At 62.1% G+C, this 15,983-nt stretch carries 10 protein-coding genes; 9 read left to right on the forward strand and 1 reads right to left on the reverse strand.

Features of this window, described 5'->3' with window-relative positions; translation table 11 throughout:
• Positions 1–129 precede the first annotated feature (129 nt).
• From RB2654_RS23475 to metH, 9 genes are all read left to right on the forward strand, one after another.
• On the forward strand, positions 130–4,512 hold the full coding sequence (locus RB2654_RS23475) for a hypothetical protein (RefSeq protein ID WP_148912618.1): 4,383 nt from the start codon (positions 130–132) through the stop codon (positions 4,510–4,512).
• Positions 4,513–4,914: 402 nt separating this feature from the next.
• Positions 4,915–5,199 carry an acyl carrier protein gene (locus RB2654_RS19210; RefSeq protein ID WP_040885291.1) on the forward strand — a complete coding sequence of 95 codons (285 nt, stop codon included), beginning with the start codon at positions 4,915–4,917 and terminating at the stop codon, positions 5,197–5,199.
• A gap of 34 nt (positions 5,200–5,233) precedes the next feature.
• Positions 5,234–6,343, forward strand: coding sequence for a beta-ketoacyl synthase N-terminal-like domain-containing protein (locus tag RB2654_RS19215; protein WP_008334926.1), 1,110 nt, complete (start codon positions 5,234–5,236; stop codon positions 6,341–6,343).
• Positions 6,340–7,596 carry a beta-ketoacyl-ACP synthase II gene (locus RB2654_RS19220; RefSeq protein WP_008334927.1) on the forward strand — a complete coding sequence of 419 codons (1,257 nt, stop codon included), beginning with the start codon at positions 6,340–6,342 and terminating at the stop codon, positions 7,594–7,596. Before RB2654_RS19215 ends, RB2654_RS19220 begins: the two co-directional genes overlap by 4 nt.
• Positions 7,597–7,666: 70 nt before the next feature.
• Complete coding sequence (locus RB2654_RS19225; RefSeq protein ID WP_008334928.1) at positions 7,667–8,749, forward strand: type III polyketide synthase; 1,083 nt, start codon at positions 7,667–7,669, stop codon at positions 8,747–8,749.
• Positions 8,746–9,477 carry a methyltransferase domain-containing protein gene (locus tag RB2654_RS19230; protein WP_008334929.1) on the forward strand — a complete coding sequence of 244 codons (732 nt, stop codon included), beginning with the start codon at positions 8,746–8,748 and terminating at the stop codon, positions 9,475–9,477. Before RB2654_RS19225 ends, RB2654_RS19230 begins: the two co-directional genes overlap by 4 nt.
• A 5-nt stretch (positions 9,478–9,482) precedes the next feature.
• Entirely contained in the window at positions 9,483–10,565 is a 1,083-nt protein-coding gene (locus RB2654_RS19235; protein WP_008334930.1) for an NAD(P)/FAD-dependent oxidoreductase, read from the forward strand.
• Between the two features lie 148 nt (positions 10,566–10,713).
• The gene (locus RB2654_RS19240; protein ID WP_008334931.1) at positions 10,714–11,763 is read left to right on the forward strand and encodes a homocysteine S-methyltransferase family protein; all 1,050 of its coding nucleotides are present in this window, start codon (positions 10,714–10,716) and stop codon (positions 11,761–11,763) included.
• On the forward strand, positions 11,756–14,473 hold the full coding sequence (gene metH, locus RB2654_RS19245; RefSeq protein ID WP_008334932.1) for a methionine synthase: 2,718 nt from the start codon (positions 11,756–11,758) through the stop codon (positions 14,471–14,473). The genes RB2654_RS19240 and metH overlap by 8 nt, the downstream gene beginning before the upstream one ends.
• 16 nt (positions 14,474–14,489) lie before the next feature.
• Here the strand turns inward: metH and RB2654_RS19250 are convergent, their stop codons facing one another.
• Positions 14,490–15,983 carry a glycosyltransferase family protein gene (locus tag RB2654_RS19250; protein WP_040885293.1) on the reverse strand — a complete coding sequence of 498 codons (1,494 nt, stop codon included), beginning with the start codon at positions 15,981–15,983 and terminating at the stop codon, positions 14,490–14,492.

The following is a 15,983-nucleotide window of genomic DNA, read 5'->3' on the forward strand; positions in this document are numbered from 1 at the left end:
TGGCGCAATCAGTGTGAGAAAAAGAAGGCAGCCCCTCTCTCGGTTGTGCCCTTTTCTGTGTCTCTACCTTGATCTGGTTCAGCGTCATATGAGGCAGCGTGTGACCTATTGGTAGATCGAGAAAAACTAATGCCTAAGACAAAAAAAGCCCCAGAAAGCTTGCCGAAGTGGAGAGAAGCAACTGACTTGTTGTTGGAGCGGTTGGTTGACCTAGACGCCGCTGGAGCAGATGGATTTGAAGGACTGATGCGCGACATGCTGGTAGAGCTTACCGGCCTACCATTCAGTCTTGCAAAATCCGGGCACCAAGGCGGATCAGATGTCAGGTCAGAGCCTTCGAATTTCTTCAATATTGGTTTGGAAGCGAAACGGTACAAGAAGGAAACTTCGCTCCCTGTGGATCAGTTGAAAGCGAAAATCGTTGAAGCGGCTCACTCAGGCCAGCCAATCGACCTCTGGATACTCGCTGCGTCCCGCCCAATTTTTGTGACCGACAAAGAAGCGTTGAGCCAGTTGGCTGATGATGAAGGAATTAAAGTAGTTGTCCTTGATTGGGATGATGTAGGGACCAATCCTCCCGTGTTCGCAATGGCTTTAGCCTCGACCCCCAAATCTGTCGAAGCACATTTGGGAAAAGATGCCGCGCTAACCAAAGCCTTTTCTGACTTAAAAGGCTTGCCTGAATTCGATACGTTAGTAGCCCAATTTCGTGGCGATCTTTGTGCGGCAGATGCCGGTTATGCATCAGCGTCGCGAGCGGTCAAGAAATGGCTTTTGGATTCGCAAGAATCGAACCGTACTGCGTTGGCTAGGCTGAAAGGCCACCATGATTTGCTAAGTTCGTCCACAAGACTGGTGGAGCGTTCAGAACTGCATTCCTCGATCAATGGCTGGTGGACGAGCGATGATCCCTCGCTTGTTCTACTAGGTGATGAAGGAACAGGGAAAAGTTGGGCTGCTTTGTCATGGTGGCAAAAGATTGCTCAAGGCGAAAGCACTCCGTTGACGATTTATCTACCTGCCAAGGACGTGGTGGGAAGCGACCCAATCGAGAGTATCGCGGTCTACTTAGCTAAAGTAACGGGTTTAAGGGATGCCGCCTTTTGGAGGCGGCGGCTTGCCCTATGGGATAGGACCGCAAAGCCGCTTCCAATATTGCTCATTTTAGATGGTCTGAACCAGAACTGGGGCAAGCGGGACTGGTCTGAGTTCATTCAGCCGATGTTAGATGACAGCTTTCGTGGCCGTTTTCGAGTGCTGATGACGTGTTGGCCCGATTGGTGGGCATCCATTGGCGCACTCAAGAACCTAAGACCAGAAGTGAAATCACAAAAAGTCGTTAATTTCACCGACCCAGAGCTAAACCAAATCCTAGAGCTGCACAGCCTTGCCAGAAGCGATTTCAGTGCTGAGCTGATCAACCTAATGAGGGTGCCCCGGCTGTTCACTCTTGCTCTGAAGCATAGAGCGGAGCTTACAAAAAGCGGCGATATCACCGCCGAACGACTTGCGTATGAAGATTGGAAACACCGTTTGAGCCTCGGGTCGGCCCGCATTGATTGGTCTGACGAAGAGTTTCGAAGCTTCATAGCGGAACTAGGGAGCGAGTTCGGGGCAAACTTTGAAACGACCTCTTTGTCGACCAAAGAACTGGTCGATCGACTTGGTCGGGAGAGCGGTGCTGAAGCTGCCGATCTGAGGGCGACCATCCAAGACCTGGTGGCGGGTCGTTGGTTGGAGCCTTCAGGCACTCCTCATCGGTATCGCGTAAACAAGGAAATGGCTCCGTTTGTCCTCGGCATAGCGCTCGCGTCTCAACTCAGAGCTGTGGATGGGTTTGAAAACGCGAATGCTCATCTAGCAGAATTCGTTGATCCTTATCGTGGTCAAAGCCTTGGGGCTGCAGTTATTCGCGCGGCAGCAACGGCAGCTTTGCTTGACCCAAGTGTTGGAGCTGATGCGCGAAAAGCGCTTCTCCTTCGATGGCTTCACGAGCAGAACTTCGGGCTAAGCGACTTTAACGCTTGGTGGAGACTCATCGGCACTGACACTGAATTATTTTGCTCTTTGGTCGAAGATCAATGGCTCCACCCTGACAGGCGAGGGAGTGTTTCTGAGGACGAGGTGTTTATTAAAGGGTTTGCGAACGCTTACGAATTCCAAGCTGTGGCCCCTAGCATTCAAAATGCGATCACGAAGTGGCTAGGTTGGGTTTGGCCCGACCCAGATGAAGGACAGTTCATCGGCCGCATCGACCCAAATTCGGCTCGCTCCAAGGGAAACAGGGCCAAGGTTTTACAGGGCATTGAGCACTGGGCAGGTCAGACTGACAAGTCAGATTGGCCCCAAGTAACCTACTTTGCAGAGGGGAATGTGAGTTGGCTGAGCCATCGTGTCTTTGGCATCTTGTCTTTTATCCCTCGGGCACCTCTTGTCAGGGCTTTTGAGGCTTGGGCCATTAGTCGCTCCATTCTCGGCAGGCAGCGTCACTTTGAGGAATTGGCTTGGGTTCTGCGCTTGAACCCCCAAGATGAAGTCGAAGCGCGAAGTATGCTCTTGGATGTAGTTGATCGCCTTCTGGCCCGGTCAAACGAAGGCACAGATAGGGCGGCAGTATGGTTGCTGGAAGCCTTGGGGGATCGAGGCTGCTTGGAGCGTGCAGCGAGAATCGAGGGTCGTCTTTCGGGTGTAGACCATCCAGCGGCGATCAGTCTCCAAGCAGAAAACAGTATCTCACCATTGGACCCTACCTCGGCTCCTGATGCACCACGTGAAGGCGTCCCCAAGGGAAATGAGCTGTGGCAATTCTCCAAATCTCACAGTTCCGCAGATCACAAGTTTGAACGTGCAGAACCTATCTTGTGTCGGGTAGACCCTAAGAGAATTCGTGAAACCTTCGTAGATGCGGTCAAGAGCGCCGAGACGAGAACAGACGAACAACTGAGTGGATTGGTAGCACGTGTTCGCAAGGTCGTCATCCTGCTCAGCAAGGAAGAAAGACTGGAGCTGGCGGGCGTTCTTAGAAATCGAGCAGAAAATACGACTGAGGCCTCAGCTATATCTTCGGAATGTAAACGTGCCGCTGGGATACTAGAGATGTGGGGCGAAACCGCGCTGCAGCAGTTCGCGCACTTGAAATCGGTTGGTTTCGAACCGGAAACACTGGAGGGCATACTAGAAGCACTGACGCCGATGCTGCCCGACGAGGCTTCGGACATCAGAGCCCTACTGCCAGAGGCTGGCGGTGAAGGAGCCAAACATGTCGTCTGTTGTTACTTGACTGAAGCTGATGCCGAGGTGGCGGCACGCGACTGGTCAGCGTTGTCCGAGTTAGTCACAAATTCAAACGAGAACATCCAAAACCGCGCGCTTCGGGTGGCTGCGCAAGGAAAATCGGAACAAGCATTAAAGCGCTTTGCTGATAGTGGTTGGACGGTAGCAGGTGAGCAGTCACGTGAAAACCGTGCTTATGGGTCGCTGGCTCTCAGTAGTGCCGCTGACGTGCTAAATGATCCATCCCTGTTGGATCGCGCCGATCCTGAGATTTGGGGGTGGAGGCTAAAACACGCCGAAGGAAAGGAGCTAAGTGCCAACAAGTTTCACGCATACCTACGCGAACAGGTGCTGGATATAGATAGAAAGGGGTCGCGAACTTACCCAAGCCACGCTTGGACTCACAAAGCAGCTGTGAAACTGTTAGTCGAGATGCAAGAGAAAAAGCTCTTGGATTGGTTTACACCATGGCTTGACGAACACGAAAAACTTCCCAGTTTCGCCGTGTTCGAGCCCTTTCCATTCAACGACCTTGCATGGGCACTCATTGAAGCAGGTCTCCCAGAAGGTGAGCGCCTTTGGAAGAAGCTTGTAGAAGCAGAACGTCACGGTATCCATAAACGCTCCGATTTGGATTTCATGCCACTGTATTCACCATCGCACACCGACTTTGGCGAGTATGAGGATGCGATGGTAGAGGGGCTGATCTCGGACGGGAAAATTCGAGACTTCGCATGGCATGCGCTGAAGGCGAAGCGCTCACGATGGCTCGCCGAGTTTATAGAGGCCGATGTAAAATCAGAGTCTGCCTTTAGGCAGGCTCGTGGTTGGAAACTCCTTGGATGCACGGACAACGAGCCTGTTTTCTCCGAGCTTTGGAGGAAATTGAAGGAGCATCGCCCTCAGCTTGGCTGGCTCAAAGACGTCGCAGACACGGCAGAAGAGGAATTCAATCGAAACTGTTGGGCGAGGCATTGGTACGATACGCACATCGCTTCAAGTGATGTGCTTGGCTCGTACACGAGTTTTCAGCTGATGCGTCTTTGCATTGATGGTCGAGCACGGTTTTGGATAAAGCGATCAAAAATGGAATCTGCGCCATTGAAGAAAATTGCTTCTCCTTACTGGCAACTGAACCATGAATATTTGAACCAAATTCTCAAACAGCGAAACAAAGACGAGAAGGATAAGCTGTTCGGTCTTCCTACTATGCGCCAAACTCAAGCGCCGTGGTTCTAACGACCAAATCGTACTACACCCGGCTTGGGTGCCACATGGGGGCATAAATGCGTGAGCTTGAATGCCGCGCGCCGAGAAGGACCGGAACAGGTTGGAATGTTGAAGTGTTTGATCGCTAAATGTTTTTGCGACGGAATGTGATGAAGCGCTGCAGTCTGCTCAGAGACTGAGGAAAATTGAAAATCCTCGTGTCGGTGGTTAGATTCCGCCCCCGGGCACCACTTCACCAGAACGCCCCACACCTGAACCAGCCCCCGCCGCCGCTCTGGCCGTCACAGGCGGACCTCCGACGAAACCCGTTGGCCACAAGCGCCGCGCGTCGCCCGTCATTCGGCCTGAACGATTGACAAGCCCGCCGGCTTCCCCTTCCGTGGAGGGGGGACGCAAATCGGGGGGAGCGCTGTGACGACGACATTTGACAGGGTGGCCGGGATCATCGCCGAGTGGTCAGATGTCGAGAGAGATGAAATCCGGGAGGACAGCCACCTCGTCGAGGATCTCAAGCTCGACTCGGTCGATCTTTTCGACGTCGTCTTCGCACTGGAGCGGGAATTCGACATCGAACTTCCCATCGAGAACTTCGGGGAAGAACGCGACGGGCAGGAGGCTATACAGGCGCCAGAACTGCTCATGAACGCCTTCTGCGCACGGATCGACAGGCTGGTCGCCCAGAAAGCCGAAGCCTAGTGGTGCATCACGGATCAACGACCGGGCGCGTGCGGTGACGGGGCGCGCGACCGACGTCGTGATTTCGGGTGTCGGTGTGATTTCGGCCTGTGGTGCGACGGGCGCGGCGCATCTTGCGGCCCTCGACGGCACGCGTCCAAAGCCCGACAGGGCGGCCTTCAACCCGTATTCCGTTTACCGCGCCGCGCCCTTCGACGTCGCAGAGGCGATCCCGAGCAAGAGCGACCGTCGGCAGATGGAACCGTGGCAGCATCTTGGGGTGGCGGCCGCACGACAGGCGCTGGGCGATGCCGGTCTGCTGGGCACGGCGGCGCTCGACAGCCTTTACCTGAACGTCTGTGCCAGCGGCGGTGCGCGCGAAGTCGAGGTGGATTTCGAGGTCCTCGCCGATCTGCGTGCCTCGCCCGATCCCGACGCGGATCTCGTGGCGGCGCAGGCGCGAAAACTGCGGCCCTCTTTTCTGCTGGGTCAGTTGTCCAACATGCTTGCCGGAAACCTCGCGATCATTCTCGGGGTCGGGGGTGGCGCGCGGACGTTCATGGGGGACGACATGGCCGGGGTCGATGCGATGGCGGATGCGATTGCGCGGGTCGCTCATGGCCAAAGCGACAGGATCATGGTCGGCGGCGTTCTGGATGCCGAACGTCCCGACCTGATGCTCGCACAGGCTCTGGGCGACAGACTTGCGTCGGATGCGGTGCCCTCGGTTCTCGACCCAGCGCGTCGGGGCGTGGTGCCGGGCAGCGTGGCGGCCTTCGTCGTATTGGAGCGCGCGAAGGCCGCGCAGGATCGCGGGGCAGGGCCGCTTGCCGGGGTGTCGCCTGTCAGCGTGGCGGCGGAAGGCCCGGCGCTCGAAGGCATCCTCGGTCAGGTGGCGTCCGGCCCGTCCTTCGACGCGATCTACACCAGCGTGTCCGGTGCGCAGCCCGTGACCGCCGATGCGGTGACGGGCCTTAGGTCGGCCCATCCGGGCACGCCGGTGATCGCCACCGCTGATCTCGTCGGACATGCGGTCGAAGCCGCGTTTCCTTTCGCGGTCGCGCTTTCGGCGCTTTCGGTGCGGTCCGGTCGCGCAGGGCGCGTTCTGGCGACCACCGCCTGCGAGAGCGGGGCGGCGGCCCTTGTGGTCGAGGCGATGGCATGAGCGGGACCGGGTCCGTCTCCGTCACCGGGATCGGCATCGTGACCGCGCTCGGTCAGGGCGCTGCGGCGAACTGGGCGGCGATGCGCGCGGGGCAATCGGGGGCGGCGCCAGTGCAGCGTTTCCCGACCGAAGGCCTTGCCACGCGGTTCGCTGCAACGGTCGATGCGTTCTGTGACCCCGCGCTCAGGCCGACCGAACGCACCGCCGAACTGGCCCTCATGGCCGCGAACGAGGCGCTGGCGCAGGCCGGGCAGGAGCCGGGGGCGGCGTTTCCCGGCAAGCTCATCGTGGGCATCCCGCCGATCCAGATGGAATGGTCCGACCGGATCGCGCTGGACCGGGCGACCGGGGGCCGGGCCACTGGCTATGGCGACCTGATCCGCATGGCCGGCGCGGCCAAAAACAACGGTCTTTTCGATGTCCTGCGGTTCGACGGCACGACCCGGCGGCTGGCGGCCCGCGTGAAGCCTGTCGGGCGGCCCGTGACCATCACCACGGCGTGCTCGTCCGGCGCGACGGCGATCCAGATTGGGGTCGAAGCGATCCGGCGGGGCGAGGTCGACCGGGTGCTCGCGGTCGGGGCCGATGCCTCGGTCAGCCCGGAAATGCTTCTGCGCTTCGGCCTGCTGTCGGCGTTGTCACGCCGCAACGACAGCCCCGAAACCGCGTCGCGCCCTTTCGACAAGACACGGGACGGGTTCGTGCCGGGCGAGGGGGCCGGGGCGCTCGTCCTCGAACGGGCCGAGGCCGCCCATGCCCGTGGGGCGAACGTCTTGGGGTATGTGCGCGGCGTGGGCGAACGGCTCGACGCCTATCACCGCATCCGTCAGCGCCCGGACGCAGGCCCGGTGGGGGCGGCGATGGCCGCTGCGATCGCCGATGCGGGCCTTGCGCCGCAGGACATCGGATACGTCAACGCGCACGGCACATCGACGGGCGAAAACGACCGGGTCGAAAGTGTCGGCATAGGGCAGGTCTTCGGTCCGCGCGCCCCGGACCTTCCGGTGTCGTCGCTCAAATCCATGACCGGACACATGCTCAGCGCGGCGGCGGCGGTCGAGGCGGCGGTGTCGCTGCTGATGATCGCCGAGCAGACGCTGCTTCCGACCATCAACCATGAAACGCCCGACCCGGAGATCCCGCTCGACGTCGTGCCGAACGTGGCGCGACCCGCCGATGTCACGCATGTTCTAAGCAATTCCTTCGGCTTCGGCGGGCAGAACGTCTGCCTGGTGCTTTCGGCCGAGCCGTGAGGCGGTCCGATACAATTGCCCGCACGCGCCGCGTGACGTGCTAGACAGAACAAAACCGATCAGGAGCGACATGCCTGCATATCTGAACGCAATCGGAACGGCGGTGCCGGCCCATGATGTCCATGCGCCGTATCTCGAAATCGCACCCTATTTCCTGACCTCCGAGACGGATCGCAAGAGCTTCGCCAAGATGGCGCGGCGTGCAGGCATCACCCATCGCTATTCGACGCTGGAGCCTGCGGACCCGTCGCGATGGACGGACCGCTACGATGCCGAGGGGTTCTACCGACCCGGCGCGTTCCCTTCGACGGGCGCGCGCATGAAGCGGTATTCGCACGAAGCCCCGGCGCTTGTCGACGGCGCCATCGCCGATCTGGCGGGGCAGGCCGGTCCCGACTGGGCCGAGGGGCTGACGCATCTGGTCATCTGCACCTGCACCGGGTTCTCGGCGCCGGGGATCGATCACCACATGGTCAACGCGCATGGCGTGCCCTCGACGGTCGAGCGCACGCTGATCGGCTTCATGGGTTGCAACGCCGCGATCAACGGCTACAAGACCGCGCGCCACATCGTGACGGCGGACCCGACCGCCAAGGTTCTTGTCCTCAACGTCGAGCTTTGCGGGCTGCACTTTCAGGAAAACGCCCCGCTTCAGACCGCGCTCATGTTCATGCTCTTCGCCGACGGGGCCGCCGCCGCGCTGGTCAGCGCCGAACCCACGGGGTTCGAACTCGAAGCGTTCCGCTCCGACATGCTGCCCGACAGCGAAGGCCACATCACGTGGGACATCGGCGACAACGGGTTCGATATGTGGCTGTCCGGCCGGGTGCCGCGCACGATTTTCAAGAACCTGCCGGGTCACTTCGAAACGCTCGCGGCGGACGCGGGCGGGCGCGACATCGACCTGTGGGCGATCCATCCCGGCGGGCGCACGATCATCGACGCGGTCGAGGCGGCGCTGGACCTGTCCGCCGAAGACGTCGCCTATTCGCGCGGCGTGCTGAACGACTTCGGCAATATGTCCTCGGCGACGCTTCCTTTCGTTCTCAGCCGGATGCTGGCCGAGCCGCGCTCGGGCCGCACAGGGGTCGCCATCGGTTTTGGCCCCGGCGTCAGCGTCGAAAGCATGGTGTTCTCGGAGGCCGAGGGATGAAGGACGCTGGCTTCGTGCTGCCCGGACGCATCCACGAAGAAGAGTTGATGGATACCGAGGCGGTGCCGCAGGCGGACCTTGCCCGCTGCCTGCGTGACCTGTCCCGCGTCAATGCCCTGAGTATGGGCTATCGTCCGACGCTGCACTGGCTGGACCGCGCCGTGGACGGGCGGGATCGCGTCACCATCGTCGACATCGGCTGCGGGTATGGCGACATGCTTCGGCAGGTCGAACGCTGGGCCGCGCGGCGCGGAGTCGAGGTCGATCTGCTGGGCATCGACCTGAACCCGACGACCATCCGGATCGCCGCCGAGGCCACGCCCGACACGTCGAATATCCGGTGGGAGGTGATGAACCTTTTCGACATGCCAAAGGACCGGCGCCCGGACATCGTCATCAGCTCTCTCTTCGCGCACCATCTAGGCGATGCCGAACTTCTCGATTTCGTGCGCTGGCTGGATCGGAACTGCCGGGTCGGCTGGTTCATCAACGATCTGCACCGCCACTGGATTTCCGCCTGGGGTCTGACGCTGATCTTCGCGGTCTGGCCTGTTCACCGCTTCGTGCGCAACGACGGCCCGGTTTCGGTGCGTCGTGCGTTCGTGCGTGACGATCTCAACCGCGTGGCCGAGGCTGCGGGGCTGCCATCCGACGGTCTCACGCTCCGCTGGTGGTTCCCGTTCCGGTTCGGCTTCGGCCGCCTGACGGGAGGGGCCGGGCCATCGTAGAGTTCGTGGTGATCGGCGGCGGTCTTGCCGGTGCGGCGACCGCGACCCACCTCGCACGTGCAGGCCGCGAGGTCATCCTGCTGGAACGCGACCGAACGCCCGCCCACAAGGTCTGCGGCGAGTTTCTGGGGCAGTTGGCCTGCGGCGAGCTGGAACGCTTCGGCGTCGATCTCGCCGCGCTCGGGGCCGTGCCAATCGCACGAACACGGCTTTTTGCGGGTCGGGCCAAGGCCGAGGCACCGTTGCCTTTTCGGGCGGCGGGCTTGTCGCGCGCAACGCTCGACCCCCATCTGCGCACCCTTGCCGCCGGGGTGGGGGTGGACCTTCGCACCGGCGTTCGCGCCACGGGTGTCACCCCGGGGGCGGTCGAGGTTGAAGGCGGCGCATCCATCGCCGCCGACCATGTGATCGTCGCCACCGGCAAGCATGAGGTGCGCGGCGTCCTGCGCCGAACCGTGGCCAAGGCGAAGGATTCCAAGATTGGGATCAAGGAGCATCTGCGGCTGACCGGCGAGCAATGCGATGCCCTCGGTCCAGCGGTCGAACTCCACTTCATCCCCGGCGGTTATGCCGGGCTGATGCCCGTCGGGGCCGGGGCCGCGAACCTGAGCATCGCCATGGAAACCGGGGTCTGGCGCGAACACGGGCTGACCCCTGCGAGCTATCTCGATTGGCTCCGGTCCGTGTCGCCGTCCCTTTCGCTGCGGCTCGACGGGGCCACACGCCTTTTCGAGCGGCCCCTGATGGTCAGCGGCGTGCCCTACGGTTTTCGCCTGTGGGGGGCCAAACCGGACCTGCCGGGGATCTGGCGCGTGGGCGATCAGGCGATGGTGACGCCATCGCTGACGGGCGAGGGCATGTCGCTTGCCCTCGGAACCGCCAAATGCCTTGCCGATTGCCTGCTGAACGGCGCCTCGACCAGCGACTATCGCGCGGAGCTGAAACGGAGGTTCGGCAGGCAGATCGCGGTGGCCCGCGCCTTCGATGTCGTCCTCCAACGCGAGTCGCTGCATCCGCCGATCGTGGGCGGGCTGGCGCAGTGGCCTGCGTTACTAAGTGCCGGGGCGAAGTGGTCGCGTGGCGGCTGACAAACCCGCTTTCATGGGCGCGTGCTTCTTCAAGAGCACCCACCACGCCGCCAAGGATTATGAGCCAGTCTCATAATTCTGTGTAGATTTATGAATTTGAATGCTTGTGGCCGGTCGCGTACACCGCCCACAAGAAAGCAGGACACCTATGCGCGCATTCAACATTCCGCCCACGGACACCGAGGCGGCCCTGAAACGGGCGGCCCGCGAACGTATTCTCATTCTCGACGGTGCGATGGGCACGCAGATACAATCGCTCGGCCTCGATGAAGACGCCTTTCTGGGGCATGGCGGGCATAGCTGCGCCTATCACTCGGACCATCCGCAGAAGGGCAACAACGACCTTCTGATCCTGACCCAACCGGACGAGATCGAACGGATTCACTACGATTTCGCCATGGCCGGTGCGGATATCGTCGAGACGAACACGTTTTCGTCCACGACCATCGCGCAGGCTGATTACGCGATGGAAGAGGCGGTTCACGACCTGAACGCCCAAGGTGCGCGGATCGCACGCCGTGCGATGGATCGTGCGACCGCCGAGGACGGCAAGCCGCGCTGGGTGGCGGGGGCGGTGGGGCCGACGAACCGCACCGCGTCGATCAGCCCGGACGTGAATGACCCCGGCTACCGCGCCGTGACCTTCGACGATCTGCGCCGCGCCTATGGCCAGCAGATCCGGGGGCTGATCGCGGGCGGGGCCGACCTGATCCTGATCGAAACCATCTTCGATACGCTCAACGCCAAGGCGGCGATCTTCGCCTGTTTCGAAGCCTTTGCCGAGCATGGCAAGCGCCTGCCCGTGATGATCTCGGGCACGATCACCGACGCTTCGGGGCGCACCCTGTCGGGCCAGACGCCCACCGCCTTCTGGCATTCCGTGCGCCACGCGCGGCCCTTCACCGTGGGCCTCAACTGCGCCCTCGGCGCCAACGCGATGCGCCCGCACCTCAAGGAATTGTCCGACGTGGCCGACGCGCTCATCTGTGCCTATCCCAACGCCGGGCTGCCCAATGCCTTCGGCGAGTATGACGAAGGGCCGGACGACACCGCGCCGCAGGTCGAGCAATTCGCCCGCGAAGGTCTGGTGAACGTCGTCGGTGGCTGTTGCGGCACCACCCCGGACCACATCCGCGCCATTGCCGAGGCCGTCGCCAAGTACGAACCGCGCAAATTGCCGAGTTACACAGATGCCTGAACCGCTTCTCCGCCTCTCCGGTCTCGAACCCTTCGTCCTGACGAAAGACATTCCTTTCGTGAACGTGGGCGAGCGCACGAACGTCACGGGGTCGGCCAAGTTCCGCAAGCTCATCACCAACCGTGATTACGCGACCGCCCTCGACGTCGCGCGCGATCAGGTCGAGAACGGCGCGCAGATCATCGACGTGAACATGGACGAGGGGCTGATCGACTCGAAACAGGCGATGATCGAGTTTCTGAACCTGATCGCCGCCGAGCCCGACATCGCCCGCGTGCCGATCATGATCGACAGTTCCAAGTGGGAGGTGATCGAGGCCGGGCTGCAATGCGTGCAGGGCAAGCCGGTGGTGAATTCCATCTCGCTCAAAGAGGGCGAGGAGGCGTTCATCGAACAGGCGAGCCTGTGTCTGGCCTATGGGGCCGCCGTGGTCGTCATGGCCTTCGACGAGGACGGGCAGGCCGACACCTTCGCGCGCAAGACCGAGATTTGCGCGCGCGCCTACAAGGTGCTGACCGAAACGGTGGGCTTCCCGCCCGAAGACATCATCTTCGACCCCAACATCTTCGCCGTGGCGACGGGGATCGAAGAGCACGACAACTATGGCGTCGATTTCATCGAAGCCGCGCGCTGGATCAGGCAGAACCTGCCGCATTGCCACGTGTCGGGCGGCGTCTCGAACCTTTCGTTCAGCTTCCGCGGGAACGAGCCGGTGCGCGAAGCGATGCATGCCGTGTTCCTCTACCACGCGATCCACGCGGGGATGGACATGGGTATCGTCAACGCGGGTCAGCTTGCCGTTTACGACCAGATCGACCCCGACCTGCGCGAGGCCTGCGAGGACGTGGTCCTGAACCGCACACCCGCGAACGGCGGCAGCCCGACCGAGAACCTGCTGGATCTCGCCGAACGCTTCAAGGGCGCGGGGCGAGAAGAGAAAAAGCGCGACCTCAAATGGCGCGAGTGGCCGGTGGAAAAGCGGCTGGAACATGCGCTCGTCAACGGCATCACCGAATTCGTGGACGAAGACACCGAGGCCGCGCGCCTTGCCGCAGACAAGCCGCTCGACGTGATCGAAGGGCCGCTCATGGCGGGGATGAACGTCGTCGGCGACCTGTTCGGCGCAGGCAAGATGTTCCTGCCGCAGGTGGTGAAATCCGCCCGCGTCATGAAACAGGCGGTCGCGGTGCTGCTTCCCTATATGGAAGCCGAGAAAGAGGGCGGGCGCGACACGGCGGGCACCATTCTCATGGCCACCGTCAAGGGCGACGTGCATGACATCGGCAAGAACATCGTCGGCGTCGTTCTGGCCTGCAACAACTACGAAATCATCGACTTGGGCGTGATGGTCCCGCCGCAGAAAATTCTCGAGGTCGCGCGCGAGCGAAAAGTCGACATCATCGGCCTGTCCGGCCTTATCACCCCGTCGCTCGACGAGATGGTTCATCTGGCCTCCGAGCTGGAGCGCGAGGGCTTCGATCTGCCGCTTCTCATCGGCGGGGCCACGACCTCCAAGGTTCATACGGCGGTGAAGATTTCGCCCCGCTATGCCCGCAGTCAGGCTATTTACGTCACCGACGCCAGCCGCGCGGTCGGCGTCGTCTCGTCGCTTCTGAGCAAGACGCAGAAACAGCCCTATATCGACGACATCCGCAGCGAATATGCCGAGGTCGCGGAGCGCCACGAGCGCAGCGAACGGGCCAAAGAACGCCTTCCGCTGGCCAAGGCGCGGGCGAATGCGAAGAAGATCGACTGGACGGACTACAAGGTCGAAACCCCTTCGTTCTTCGGGCCCAAAGTGATCGAAAACTGGGATCTGGCCGAGATCGCGCGCTATATCGACTGGACTCCGTTCTTCCGCACCTGGGAGCTCAAGGGCGTCTACCCCCGCATCCTCGAAGACGAGAAATACGGCGAAGCGGCGCGCGGCCTCTTCGCCGACGCGCAGGCGATGCTGCAACGGATCATCGGCGAGGACTGGTTCGCGCCGCGTGCCGTTGTCGGGTTCTGGCCCGCGAACGCGGTGGGCGACGACATCCGGCTCTTCCAGGACGAGGGGCGCAAAGACCCGCTCGCCACGCTCCATACGCTTCGTCAGCAGCATTCCAAGCGCAAGGACAGCCCGAATGTGGCGCTGTCGGATTTCGTCGCGCCTGAGGGCACGCCCGATTACGTGGGCGGTTTCGTCGTGACCGCCGGGCCGGAGGAGATCGAGATCGCGGAACGGTTCGAACAGGTGGGCGACGACTATGGTTCGATCATGGTCAAGGCGCTGGCCGACCGCTACGCCGAAGCCATGGCCGAGATGCTACATGAACGTGTGCGCAAGGATCATTGGGGCTACGGTCGTGACGAAGGGTTCGCCCCCGAAGAGCTGATCGCCGAACCCTACCGCGGCATTCGTCCCGCGCCGGGGTATCCGGCCCAGCCGGATCACACGGAAAAGCGCACCCTGTTCGCGCTGCTCGACGCCGAAGCCACCACCGGGGTCACGCTGACCGAAAGCATGGCGATGTGGCCGGGTTCGTCGGTGTCCGGCCTCTATATCGGCCACCCCGAAGCCTATTATTTCGGCGTGTCGAACATCGAACGCGATCAGGCGGCGGACTATGCCGAGCGCAAGGGCATGACCCTTGAGGACGTCGAACGTTGGCTTGCCCCGATCCTCAACTACAACCCGAACGAGGCGTCCAGCATCGCGGCGGAGTGACCCGCACCAATGCGGTTCAGCGTGACACGAGGCCGAGCGCCACGGGGTGCACGGCCATGATACCGGACCCGCCCTGGTCCAGAACCCAGAACCCGCCATCGCGCAGGGCCTTGCGCACAGCGCGCCGGCTGCGTTGCGGGATCTTGCGGCCTTCGACCTGAATGTATTTCGGGGTCGGCATGTCACCCGCGTCGATCGCCGCGAGGCACGCCTCGACCGCTTCGGGATCGCGCCCGGCTGTCGCCAGCGCCACGACCTGCGGATCGTTGATCCCCGCCAGTGTCATAAGCTCGGGCCAGACCCGCGCCGGGCGGCGGGTGCGCACCCATTCGGGCCTGCGGCTTGGAAACAGGCGTTGTAGCAGCCCCTCGATTCCGGTGGCAGGGTCGATCACCTCACCTAATGGCACATCGTCCGCGCGGCGCACGACCTCCAGATCGCCGTTCTCGACCGCAAAGGCCGCCTCGACGATGCGGGCGGACGGGCTTGTGATCCCGGTCTCCAGCCGCTCGATCCAGCTTTGATCGGTGACGCAGATCGCGGCTTCCGCGTTCGCCCGGTTGATGAAGTCGAGGATCGGCGCGACCGGATTGCCGATCTGAAGCACCTTCAACCCGGCGTCCTCGGACAGGATGTCGAACACCTCGTTGCGCAGGTTCCGGCACTCGCGCGCCCGGTCCCACATATGGCTGGCGCGCAACGCGGCGGCCAGTCGGGCGTCCGACAGGCTGCGGGCGACCTGCGGCATCGCGGCGACCGTGGGCATCTTGGTGAATTGCACCGCGATATCGTCCTCGTCGCGCAGGAAGGTGGCGAAACGGTCGTCCGACAGCTTGCGGATCAGGTCGTCGGTGCGCTCCCGGTCCATTTCGTTCACGGCGTGGGAGTGGATGACCTTCACCCCCATGTTCGCCCCTTTGGACTGGTTCGAAAACTCCGCCCGGAAATTGTATTCCGGCGGCAGGACGAGGAACCGGACCCGCGACCGGTAGAGCAGGCGGTTGAACGACGGTTGGTCCTGTCGCGTCACCTCCGACGTGTCGCGGTAGGCGTCTTCCCAGGCCGCGACGAAGGCGGCGGTGTCGGGGTCGGTCAGGTTCAGGCCGAGAACACCGCCGTTCAACCCGGTGAAGCATTCCGGCAAGGACGCATCCCAGGCCCCGACGGGCGAGCGCCGGATGGGCGCGTGGCTTGCGGCAAGGCCGAAGTCGTCGAGCGCGGCAAAGATCGAACCGACGTCGCCCGCGAAGATCGTGTCGGTGTCGATATAGATCACCTTGTCGTATGGCGCCGTCGCGATGGCTCTGATCTTGCCGATCCGGGTGTGGTCGTCCGGGGCGACATCAAGCTGTCGGACGGCGTCGAAGCCATCGACCTCCACATCCGCAAGCGTGGTGGCGAGGGTCACGTGGACCTCCGGCATGACGCGTCGGAGCGAGGCGACCGACCGCTCGGCCTGCGCGATATAGCGCGGCGCGTCCGCGTAATAGAGTATGCCTTCAGATGCCAC

The sequence above is a fragment of the Maritimibacter alkaliphilus HTCC2654 genome (genome assembly GCF_000152805.1).
GTDB classification, from domain to species: Bacteria; Pseudomonadota; Alphaproteobacteria; order Rhodobacterales; family Rhodobacteraceae; genus Maritimibacter; species Maritimibacter alkaliphilus.

Excerpts from the sequence above, each read along its gene's own strand:
- RB2654_RS19220 (WP_008334927.1), top strand. The coding sequence starts at position 6,340 with ATGAGCGGGACCGGGTCCGTCTCCGTCACCGGGATCGGCATCGTGACC.
- RB2654_RS19230 (WP_008334929.1), top strand. The coding sequence starts at position 8,746 with ATGAAGGACGCTGGCTTCGTGCTGCCCGGACGCATCCACGAAGAAGAG.
- RB2654_RS23475 (WP_148912618.1), top strand. The coding sequence starts at position 130 with ATGCCTAAGACAAAAAAAGCCCCAGAAAGCTTGCCGAAGTGGAGAGAA.
- RB2654_RS19225 (WP_008334928.1), top strand. The coding sequence starts at position 7,667 with ATGCCTGCATATCTGAACGCAATCGGAACGGCGGTGCCGGCCCATGAT.
- RB2654_RS19240 (WP_008334931.1), top strand. The coding sequence starts at position 10,714 with ATGCGCGCATTCAACATTCCGCCCACGGACACCGAGGCGGCCCTGAAA.
- metH (WP_008334932.1), top strand. The coding sequence starts at position 11,756 with ATGCCTGAACCGCTTCTCCGCCTCTCCGGTCTCGAACCCTTCGTCCTG.